The organism is Ruminococcus sp. AM43-6, from assembly GCF_003461785.1.
Taxonomy (GTDB): domain Bacteria; phylum Bacillota; class Clostridia; order Oscillospirales; family Ruminococcaceae; genus Hominimerdicola; species Hominimerdicola aceti.
This window is the reverse complement of sequence record NZ_QTXU01000024.1, coordinates 28,212-38,626: the sequence shown is the minus strand read 5'-3', so window position 1 is coordinate 38,626 and position 10,415 is coordinate 28,212. Positions and strand designations below refer to the sequence as shown.

At 36.4% G+C, this 10,415-nt stretch carries 11 protein-coding genes and 1 pseudogene; all 12 read left to right on the top strand.

The window, feature by feature from the left end:
• A pseudogene (locus DW938_RS11710) lies at positions 1-2,103 on the top strand (SEL1-like repeat protein); the annotation flags it as partial.
• A 564-nt stretch (positions 2,104-2,667) separates the two neighbouring features.
• A complete protein-coding gene (locus DW938_RS15005) occupies positions 2,668-2,904 on the top strand; it encodes a reverse transcriptase domain-containing protein (RefSeq protein WP_347517426.1) in 237 nt (78 codons plus the stop codon).
• Between the two features lie 644 nt (positions 2,905-3,548).
• Positions 3,549-4,316, top strand: coding sequence for a LytTR family DNA-binding domain-containing protein (locus tag DW938_RS11695; protein WP_207660706.1), 768 nt, complete (start codon positions 3,549-3,551; stop codon positions 4,314-4,316).
• Positions 4,313-5,524 (top strand): GHKL domain-containing protein, encoded by a 1,212-nt coding sequence (locus DW938_RS11690; RefSeq protein ID WP_118125023.1) that lies wholly within the window; start codon positions 4,313-4,315, stop codon positions 5,522-5,524. The genes DW938_RS11695 and DW938_RS11690 overlap by 4 nt, the downstream gene beginning before the upstream one ends.
• 517 nt (positions 5,525-6,041) lie before the next feature.
• Positions 6,042-6,212, top strand: a complete 171-nt coding sequence (locus DW938_RS15165; protein ID WP_242992527.1) for a hypothetical protein — start codon at positions 6,042-6,044, stop codon at positions 6,210-6,212.
• Between the two features lie 319 nt (positions 6,213-6,531).
• Positions 6,532-6,906, top strand: a complete 375-nt coding sequence (locus tag DW938_RS11675; protein ID WP_118125018.1) for a transposase — start codon at positions 6,532-6,534, stop codon at positions 6,904-6,906.
• On the top strand, positions 6,903-7,535 hold the full coding sequence (locus tag DW938_RS11670; RefSeq protein ID WP_118125016.1) for a transposase: 633 nt from the start codon (positions 6,903-6,905) through the stop codon (positions 7,533-7,535). The genes DW938_RS11675 and DW938_RS11670 overlap by 4 nt, the downstream gene beginning before the upstream one ends.
• A gap of 19 nt (positions 7,536-7,554) precedes the next feature.
• Positions 7,555-7,749 carry a cyclic lactone autoinducer peptide gene (locus DW938_RS11665; protein ID WP_347517425.1) on the top strand — a complete coding sequence of 65 codons (195 nt, stop codon included), beginning with the start codon at positions 7,555-7,557 and terminating at the stop codon, positions 7,747-7,749.
• Positions 7,749-8,324 (top strand): accessory gene regulator B family protein, encoded by a 576-nt coding sequence (locus DW938_RS11660; RefSeq protein WP_118125012.1) that lies wholly within the window; start codon positions 7,749-7,751, stop codon positions 8,322-8,324. The genes DW938_RS11665 and DW938_RS11660 overlap by 1 nt, the downstream gene beginning before the upstream one ends.
• Positions 8,325-8,361: 37 nt before the next feature.
• The gene (locus tag DW938_RS11655) at positions 8,362-8,553 is read left to right on the top strand and encodes a hypothetical protein (protein ID WP_118125010.1); all 192 of its coding nucleotides are present in this window, start codon (positions 8,362-8,364) and stop codon (positions 8,551-8,553) included.
• A gap of 2 nt (positions 8,554-8,555) precedes the next feature.
• Positions 8,556-9,035 carry a S24/S26 family peptidase gene (locus DW938_RS11650; RefSeq protein WP_118125008.1) on the top strand — a complete coding sequence of 160 codons (480 nt, stop codon included), beginning with the start codon at positions 8,556-8,558 and terminating at the stop codon, positions 9,033-9,035.
• Entirely contained in the window at positions 9,019-10,374 is a 1,356-nt protein-coding gene (locus DW938_RS11645; protein WP_118125006.1) for a radical SAM protein, read from the top strand. Before DW938_RS11650 ends, DW938_RS11645 begins: the two co-directional genes overlap by 17 nt.
• Positions 10,375-10,415: the final 41 nt, after the last annotated feature.

Sequence of the window (10,415 nt, the reverse complement as noted above, 5' to 3'; positions counted from 1 at the left end):
CAAGGCTTTCTGACAAAGGCTGGAATAGATAAAGTGCGTTCGGTATTTGCAAACGATATATTTCATGACGATTTGCAGTCAATCTATCAGGAGCAGACGTTAAGCCGTGACGAATTGAAAGCCGTATCCAAAACAGAGTTTGAAAGTATCGTCAGAAAAATTCATCAAGGCGGTTTTGATGATCCGCAGCTTGAAAATCTAATTCAAAAGCTTTATATCCAATTGCAGAATGTCAAAGGTAAAAAAGTGTATGGCTATCTTCCACCAGAGGTCAAGGAAACGGTCAACAATATATTTTTGGAGCTTGCAAGGGATGAGAATGTCCGTCAGCTCTATGAAAAGTGGTGTGACTTGGAGCGGTTGAAGTGCAAGACTTATACGCAAAAGGAAAAAGAAATGTCAGCATTGACAGAGAATAAGGTTTTTCAGCCTGTGCGTAATATGATAATCAGAACTGTGCTTGATATGAATAACCATGTAGTCGATGCAGTAGTTCAAGACACTGAACTGACAGCGTCCGATATTGATGATCCAGATGTTGTGACTTCTCAGCTTGTTGATGAAACGGAACAATTTGAAAATGATAATACAGTCACAACCTATACTGCTGATTATGTTTCGGACAGCAACTATTATTTAAAGTGGAGTAATAACTACCAAGAAGCCTGCAAGCTGATTTATGATAAGAACTCAAAGCTTGAAGACTTTCAAAAAGCAGAACAACTTTTGCTTTCGGAATCTCAGTTAGACAATGTTCTTGCTATTCACGATTTAGGGAAGTTACATTCAACTGACAAACTTGGTGCAAAAGATGAGGAAAAGTCGCTAAGATATTATTCGGAAGCCCTAAAAGGCTTTCTTGAAGTTGAGCCAAGCTCAAAGAAGCTGAAACCATATGTTCAATATCGAATAGGCAAAATGTATTGCTACGGATCAGGTACAGAACAAAACTACCAAAAGGCTTTTGAATGGTTTGAAAGATCGGCAACGCAGAAAAACAAGTTTGCTCAGTTCAGTCTTGCCAACTTGTATTATTACGGCAACGGCGTGGAGAAAGATTTTTCGCAGGCATTTTTGTGGTATCAGAAATCATCTTCGCAGGGACATCCTTATGCGTCATATGCAATTGCACAGATGTACAGTAAAGGCGAATATGTAATTCAAAGTGAAGAAACCGCGCAGAGATATTACAAGGACGCATTATCTGGATTTCTGAAACTCGAAAGCAAGGATCAGGCTGACGATAACCTATATTACAAACTGGGCTCTATGTTTAAAAAGGGACTTGGTACTGACGTTGATATGGATAGGGCTACAGATTACTTCAAACGTTCCTCTGAGATGAATAACAAGAACGGTTTATATGAGTACGGAAAGGCACTGCTGCTTGGTGAACATATTTATCAGGATAAGGAAAAGGCTGTAAAACTGCTTGAAAAAGAAATAAAGTTTGAGAACATCAATGCAAAACGCTTCCTTGCACTTGAATATATTTCGGGAGAACATCTTGAACGGGATATTGAAAAAGGACTCTCTATGCTTACTGAGTATGCCGACAGCGGAGATACTTTTGCCTGTTACAAGCTTGGCAAGATATATTTCAAGGGCGAGATCGTGTTGCAGGACTTGGACAAAGCCGAAAAATACTTGCTTTTAGCTGAGGATAACGAATTCACGCAGTATGCACTTGGCAAGCTTTATTTGCAAAAAGAAAAGTATGATATTCTAAAAGCCGTAGACTGCTTTGAAAAATCCGCAGATAAGAATATGTGGTCAAGCTATCAGCTCGGCAGGCTTTATCTTTTCGGAGCAGAGGGACTTGAGAAAGATAAGACAAAAGCAGTGGAATGGCTTAAAAAGTCCGCAAATGACGGAAATGAATATGCACAAAATATGTTGCAGCACATAGAGGAATTCGAGAACGTTATGCTTGCTAATACGATCTTTGGTCTGTTTGCAAATCTCAGTAGGTGCATTGAGGAGGATTATACGCAGAAGTATAAGGCAGTCAGACGGACGGTGGACAGCAGGCTGCGGAGGATGATACAAAAGAAAAAGCAAGGGTTGGGTCTAAAAGAAGAAAATACAATAACAATGCAATAAACGGCGGATTTATGCTTGAAAACAATCTCAATCCGCCGTTTTTATTTTGGCAAATTCTAAACTTTTTCAAAAGCTCGTCAATATTAATATATTATACATCTTTTTAACAAATAGTGTATTGATTTATCATAAGATAATTGATATAATGTAGAATAATGGCAGGATACGCCAGTTCGGTGCAGATAAAATAGTTCGGTGAAAGTCCGGACCCGGTAAAGCCCAGCAAACAGCCGGTACACAGCCTTGGAGTCGAAGCCGAGAGGTGAGGTTTAAGCGTAGGCAGTGGAGTACGAGAGCCGCAATGCGAAAGCGTGAAGCAATACAGCCCCGTAAGTTATATAGAGCGGAAGCCGATACCTTCCTCCAGGTCACAGGCAGTAATACGGCAGTCGAAATGCGAGAATGCTGTAGGTTTCGTCGGGGTCAGAGGGCGTGGCGAGCGTGCAAAGAAGTATCTGCATACCTGGGAAGTCTGATAAGCTCCTGAAATAAGGTAAGGGCGGTTGTGCGGTGTTGCCCTAAAGGACAGCGACAGAGGGACGCCGCAGGGCGGACTTATCTCGCCTGTGCTATCTGCATTATGTACTTGATCTGTGGTTTGAAAGGGCAGTAAAGCCTAAACTAAAGGGAGAGGCATACTATGTCAGATATGCGGATGATTTTCTGATATTGTTCCAGTACGAAAATGAGACACAAAGAGTAATGCATGCACTGAAGACGAGACTTGAAAAATTCGGGCTTGAAGTAGCAAAGGAAAAGACAAGAATACTGCCAATAGGCAGATTCAAAGAAAGATTTTGATTTTCTTGGTTTTACCTTCTACAACACAACTACACGAACAGGCAAATACAGACTGGGAGTGCGGACAAGCAAGAAGAAGCTACAAGCGAAGAAGCAAGCGGCAAAAGTATGGATGAAAACAAGGGCAACACCGCATAACTACCGCCTGACGGCTTTGCACGCATATTGCTTGCATATTTTCCGTCATATTAGCCAAAAACTCCTCGACTGCATAAAGCAAAGCTTTATGCCCGCGAGTTAGCCTTCGTTGTTTTTAGCCAATCTGACGAAAAATCTGACTGCGCAATATGCGCACAATAGTTGTGCGGTGTTGCCCAAGGCTTACGAAACCGCTTGCAGAAACGATGAAGATACTGGCGGCGGTAATCAGAGGGCGTTGCAATTACTATGGAGTGAACGTAAACTTCCATTCGATACAAAAATTTCTGGGAATATCTGAAACACAGCACATACCGAATGCTGAACAGAAGAGACCAAAAAGGAAAATTCAGATACGAAAAGTATCTGAGAGTGTGAAACTACTATGTATCCGAACCTCATTTAACGACTGATATATGGAACTGGTCTCCAATGACTGTTTGAAGAGCCGTATGCGGGAAAACCGCACGTACGGTTCTATGAGGGGCAGTAGGCAAGCCTTTCACTTGAAATACTTTGAAAGGAGTGTCGAGATTGTCTACTCGACTGGAATTATGATAAGAATCGCGATTATTGATGATGATATAGCAATATGTAAACAAATCTATCACTATTTGATGGAATATGACTTTGCATATATGACGGATTTTAAAATTCATTCATTTATTTCCTGCGAAAAAATGTGTGATTCGATCAAATCGGGAAATATGTACGATTTGATTTTTTTGGATATTGAATTTCCACAAATGAATGGGATTGATCTAAGTCATTATTTGAGGATAGTACAGCGCAATATTAAAACTCAGATAGTTTTTGTATCGGCAAAGGACATGTATGCGATGGAACTGTTTTCGGCGCAGCCCTTTGACTTCATAATCAAACCTATTGATAGTGATAATGTTTTTTCTGTTGTTAACAGATATATTGATTACTATCATGAATCAAACATTTTATTTACTTATACATATGAAAATACAAAGCATGAAATAGCCGTTAATTCTATAATATATATCAAAAGTGAGGGTAAACAATTATTACTTCATACCGAAAACGGCAATATACTTACCTATCAAAAATTTTCTAATGTGTTGAAGCAACAACTGAGAAACAAGTTTATTACTATTAGGCGAGGAATAGCTGTAAATACAAATCACATTATCATGAGTGATTATGATAAAATCATATTATCGGATAAAACAGAGTTCACAATAAGCCGACGATTACAGTCATATGTACGAAAAAGGATATCATATGATGTTGGAGGGCAGAAATGATAACTTCACTTTACTTGGTTTCAAATGCGTTATATGTATATGCAGTTCATATTTTTATCAATTCAATTTTTGGCAGATGTGTATTTGATAAACGAATAGAATTTTTGACATATGTGATATTCTATTCTTTGAATTCCTGCATTTATATATTTTTTGATAACATGGCTTTAAATCTTATATTTAATATTCTGCCAATCTTTCTTATATCTTTGCAGTATAAAAAAAGCATACTGAACTGCATTTTTCTGACTGTAATATTTATAGCTGTCGGAATGTTTCTTGATTGGATGTGTTCATGCTTTGACCCGAGTGCTGTTTTGGTCAGATCAAATACTATACAAAGTATCACTTTAGCAATTGTTGCTTTTATTGTAAGGGTAACTTTCAAGCGTGATGAAAAAATGCTGATCAATTCATTTTATATTTTTGTGCTTATAACAAATTCCATAGGGACAATTATTATCGGGGTCTTAGTAAAACCCAGCTTCGATATAAAGGGATTTGTTATAGCATTTATTCTGATACTGATAAATTTATTGAACTTTTATTTATACGATAAGTATATTGAAAATATGCGGATCAGGCTAATGTATAATTCCATTGACAGCGCTAATAAAGCATATAAAAATCAACTTGAAATTATTTATGAATCAGATAAACGGATCCGGCTCTTGAAGCATGATCTGAAAAATCACATTCTTAATGTAAAAAACAATATTCAACAAGGTAATGACCAAGAAGCCGTAAAATATATAGATGAAATGTCCGAGAGTATGAACCTTCAAAATGAATACATTCATACCGGAAATTCGGATATAGATTGCCTTGTTAATTATAAGCTTGCGGTTGCCGAAAATATGAACGTTGAATATACGATTAAAGTCAAGCTTCCTGAAGAACTGAATGTAAAAACTTTCGATCTGACTGTCATTCTTGGAAATCTTATTGACAATGCACTAAATGCTTTGGAAAATGCCGATAAAAAGATTTTAAAACTATTTATCAATTACGCCAAAGGTATGATAGTTATTCAAATAGAAAATACCTTTGGTGAACAGAAGCTTGATTTTAAGGACAGCGAGCATGGATTAGGATTGATAAGTGTTCGTACTTCACTTGAAAAATACCACGGTACATTAGAAAATAACGTTTCAGATGGCATATATACTGCCAAAGCCATTTTATACAATATTAAAGTGCACAAATAGACATTACGTCTCCCCTTTCCCTCACCAAAAATCTCAGCAAAAAACAGCCGCAGCTAATCGTCCGAAAAGTTGTACACCAAAGGCACGGCTATATCTGAAACAGAACTCGTCCAGGTACTCCTGTAGATGTTCCTTCGTCACGCCGTGGTATGTGCCCTCGATCATCGACTTCATGTTTGAGATCGCAGTGTGCAGGTGCCTCAGCATATCCTTTTCTGGCGAAAATGTTTCATAGTGCAGGAAATATTTCTCCATAAGACCTTTTTTCAGTGCCGCGCCCACGTTTTTTGCCGTGTGTCACGGTGCCAACATAGGTGTCGTCAAGCTCGACGATTTCCTCCAATATGTAGCGGTCATCGCGGATTTTCATTGCTTTTCTGAGCCGAAGCAGAATGTAATATGCCGTGTCATAATTGACTTTCAGTATCTTTTGCAGCTGCACCGCCGAGCATCCGCGCTTGTCATTGGCGAACAGGAAAATCGCCCAGATAATTTGCCTAAGCGACAGGTGTGAGCTGTGAAAAACTGTGCCGCTGGTGATTGCAATCTGCTTGCGGCAGGACTTGCATCGAAGCAGATTGCGAGTCTTGATCTGCCTGCATTCCGTCCCTCCGCAGTGCGGACAAACGAACCCGTGGGGTATCTCAGCCGAAGAAAATATTCGCGGCATTTGTCCTCAGTGTCGTAGCGCTCCTGGAAGTCGAACAGGCTCATGTTGCCCTTTGGTAACTTTTTTGACATAACGATTTAGCTCCTTTTTACGTTTTGTTATGTTTATTATATCATATCAGATGTTCAGTTTTTGCACAACTGGGGCGTTGGGGGGATTGGTGAGGGAAATGGGGAGACTTAATTTTTTATTGGATCTTGTCCGAAATTGATAATGCAGGCTATCTTTCGCCCGAAGCTGTATTTGTTGACGGAACACATATCAAGGCAAATGCAAATATCAAAAAGGTTGTGAAAAAAGCAGTTCCCACAGCCGCAAAGCTTACGAAAAACAGCTTATGGATGAGATCAACGAAGATCGTGAAGAACACGGCAAAAAGCCGTTTGACGGCAATAAACCGCCCAAGGAAAAGATAATAAATGAATCAACAACAGATCCCGAAAGCGGAGTTTTTCACAAAGGTGAGCATAAAGAATGTCTTGCATATGCATCTCAGACAGGATGTGATAAAAACGGGTATGTACTCGACGCAGTTATTGTTCCCGGAAACGTTCATGACAGCATTTCATTTGACCCTTTTTATGAAAGGCTGATAAAGCATTTTCCGCAGGTAAAGAATATAGTTGCAGATGCGGCATACAAGACACCTTGGATAAGCAAAAGAATAATCGATGACGGCAGGATCCTGTATTTCCATACAAAAGACCAATGAGTAAGAAAGGCTTTTTTAAGCCATATGATTACGTTCTTGACGAGAAATTTGACTGTGTGATATGTCCTGAAAATCAAATATTGAACTACGCAACTACCAACAGAGAGGGTTACAAAGAATTCAAAAGCAAGGGTTACATATGCCAAAACTGCAAGTCAAGGAATATGTGCACCGAAAATTCAAAAAGTGAAAAGCTTGTTACGAAACACATTTGGTGGGAATATCTAGAAAAGGTTGAGGATCACCGTCACACATACGGGATAAGAGAACTGTATGACAGGCGAAAAGAAACGATCGAAAGAGTGTTTGCAGACGCTAAGGAAAAGCACTCGATGAGATTTGCATATTACAGAGGCTTAGCCCAGGTCAGCAAGTGGGTTAGGCTTAAATTTGCTGCCATGAATCTGAAAAAGTATGCAATTCACAGGTGGGAGAGGAGGGTAAATCGCTGTGTTTTGATGCTTTTTACGAAATTCTCTTACGTTTTTGTTAGATTGTTGATTATATGCAAATTAAAACCCCTGATTCGTGGTGAATCAGGGGTTTTGCGACAGACTGAAAGACCGCCGGATAAAAACGGCAGTCTTTTTTACCGTTCATACCCAAAACTACTACCGCTCATACCATAATACAACACAAATCGAAAAAATGTGGTACAATATTATAAAAAGTAAAGGAGAGAGAATGATGAAGAGATTACTAAGCAGGTGCTTAAGAAGATATGGAAAATTGATTGCAGCTTTGGCACTCGCAATTACAACAGCAAATGTAAACAGCTGTTGTATATGGATTAATCACCAGCCAGAACTACCAGATGGTGCTAATAATCTTCGCAAATTCTGATGTTTACAAGAATCTCAGAGTACATTACTCAACAGCTTGAAAATGAAAATATTATTATTTCTGAAAACAGGGAAATATATAGGTATGGAATCCAAATCGGCTTAGTAATAACGCTGAATTTGATAACTTCCTTGTTAATAGGAGCTATTTTCGGTGAGCTTATTTTTTCAATACTTTTACTGGCAGTATATATACCATTAAGAACATACTCAGGAGGATATCATGCCTCTACAACAATAAGATGCTATATTGTATCTAGTGCAATTATGGTAGCATGGCTCTCTATATTTAAATGGGTAAAACTTCCAACAAATTATTATGCAATTACATTCTTCTTTAGTATTATAATTTGTTGGTATTTGTCTCCAGTAGACACAAAAAATAAAGCAGTTGACGATTTAGAAAAAAAGGTGTTTAAAAAAAAATCACATACCATACTATTTATTTATAGTATGGTATATTTCATTCTATATTACTATTCGACTGTTAAAGTAATAATAATTATTACTTTAGCAGTATGCTCTGAAAGTCTAATGCTTGTATTAGGTAAAGTTAAAAATAAAATTGAGAATTAAAAGTAATAAATGGTTAAATATTCATGGAGGAATAACTATGAAAGAAAATATGATTTATGTAAAACCGATAATGACAGTTTATGATTCTGAGGATATTAAAAATATTGAGGCTCTGGCTACATCAATTTCGTGCTCGGGTGCTGGTTCAGGTGTAAATTGTGGATCAGGTACTGGGGTACATCAATGTTCTTGTGGTAGTGGAAAATCTTATTGTAGAACTAAGGCATAACTATGGATTATACTAGAGTGATCGAGTTTATTCTTTCAGTTAATTTAGATATTAAGTTGCGAATAAATGGAGATAGTATGCTCCCAGATTTACAAAATAATGAAATTGTAAAGATAGTCAAGTGTGATAATTATGAGTTGGGCGATGTTGTATTATTTGTTTACGAAAATAAATATTTGCTAATTCATAGAATAGTGTCACTTAATAAAGATTACTATTTTTGTAAGGGCGATAATGCGTTTAAAATTGAACAGATTCCACACAAAAATGTGTATGGTAAGTGTGTATGCAAAATAAGGAATGACAAAGAAATTCAATTGAATAAAATTGATAGAAAAACTCTTGAACTGTCTTATAAAATTGGTATTTTGCTGAAAGAGTTAAGCTATGATTATGAAAAAGTTAAAGTTTCAGATATTTATAACGAGTATAATAACTATTATTTAAAAAGAAGGGGATTAGATAATGGAATATGCACTTGAAGAATACATTTATGATAGTGAAAGAATGATATTATATCGAAATAGTCTTGAACAAGAAAAGATTGATTTATTACGGGAACTATATAAAACTAATATTTATTATGATGAAATATATGACAGGTGGTTATCTTCATTAGACTCTCTTTCATACAAAAATCACCTAAATACTCAATTTGGTATATGTCTAACATACAATTGTCAATTAAGGTGTACTTATTGTGGTTATTCTTCCCAAGAAAATAATACAACCAGTTTAACTCTTACTGATATTGAAGCGTTTACTATACATATTATCAAAAATATTAAAATAAAAAAAATGCTATACAATATACAAGATAAGCTTAAAGTTTTTTTTACTGGCGGAGGAGAACCAACATATGATTGGCTTGTGTTTAAATCGGTTATTGAAATGATAGAACATAAATGTATTGAAAATAACATTGAGTATTCTTTCGACTTAACAACCAACGGTTTACTATCTAATGATAAAATAAAATATATAGCCGAACATTTTGATAGTGTAATGGTATCTTTTGATGGTACTCCAAATGTACATGATAACAATAGGATAAATACCAGGAATAGTAACGGTCATAAAATTGTTGTGAATACAATATCTAAATTAACTCAATGTACAAAAAAACCATATGTTACAGTAAGAACAACAATTTGGCAATACGACTTTAATAAAATGACAGAAATGGCAGATTATATTCATAGTTTTTTTAGGAATGTCGATGAATGGAGCTTATTGCCAATTATTCCTGTTGGAAGAGCAGAAGCGCGTATTAAAACATCTGCAGATAAATTAGAAACCTACGATTATTTTAAATCGTACATGGCGTTAAAGAATTATATTAGTGAAAATAAACTAGATATACAATTATCAACGCCGATGTTTCCTCTGCATCTATGTGAAATATTCTGCGGTTCACTATTTGTAAAGTGTCCGTGGTTAATGCCTGATGGATCAATTGTTACTTGTATAGAATCTAAGAATATGAAAACGATTGTTGGAAATATCAGTGATGCTGTTGTTAATATTAAAAATTCTTATTCAGATAAAATAATGCAGAAATATAGAGAAAAATATATAGGTTGTAAAAATTGCTTTGCATTTAGATTATGTAAAGGTGGTTGCCCTTTAAAAGAAATAAACAGTAATAGTCCAAGCTCAAAGATAAATGAGTGGGAATGTTCAATGATAAAAGAATACTGGGAATACATTTTAAATAATATTGTTAGGTCTAATGAATGTTTGGGGTGGAAAGCTAAAAATATTTCACACTCTAAACTGTCTTATGGTGATGCATTTTTAATTCAGAATAAAGAATCATAGAAGTTACCGAACCTTGTCATAGAAAGTCACGGTTACAAATT

Coding starts and splice junctions, on each gene's coding strand:
- DW938_RS11660 (WP_118125012.1), top strand. CDS start 7,749: ATGTTTACAAGAATCTCAGAGTACATTACTCAACAGCTTGAAAATGAA.
- DW938_RS11645 (WP_118125006.1), top strand. CDS start 9,019: ATGGAATATGCACTTGAAGAATACATTTATGATAGTGAAAGAATGATA.
- DW938_RS11675 (WP_118125018.1), top strand. CDS start 6,532: ATGGATGAGATCAACGAAGATCGTGAAGAACACGGCAAAAAGCCGTTT.
- DW938_RS11650 (WP_118125008.1), top strand. CDS start 8,556: ATGGATTATACTAGAGTGATCGAGTTTATTCTTTCAGTTAATTTAGAT.
- DW938_RS11690 (WP_118125023.1), top strand. CDS start 4,313: ATGATAACTTCACTTTACTTGGTTTCAAATGCGTTATATGTATATGCA.
- DW938_RS11665 (WP_347517425.1), top strand. CDS start 7,555: ATGTGGTACAATATTATAAAAAGTAAAGGAGAGAGAATGATGAAGAGA.
- DW938_RS11655 (WP_118125010.1), top strand. CDS start 8,362: ATGAAAGAAAATATGATTTATGTAAAACCGATAATGACAGTTTATGAT.
- DW938_RS11670 (WP_118125016.1), top strand. CDS start 6,903: ATGAGTAAGAAAGGCTTTTTTAAGCCATATGATTACGTTCTTGACGAG.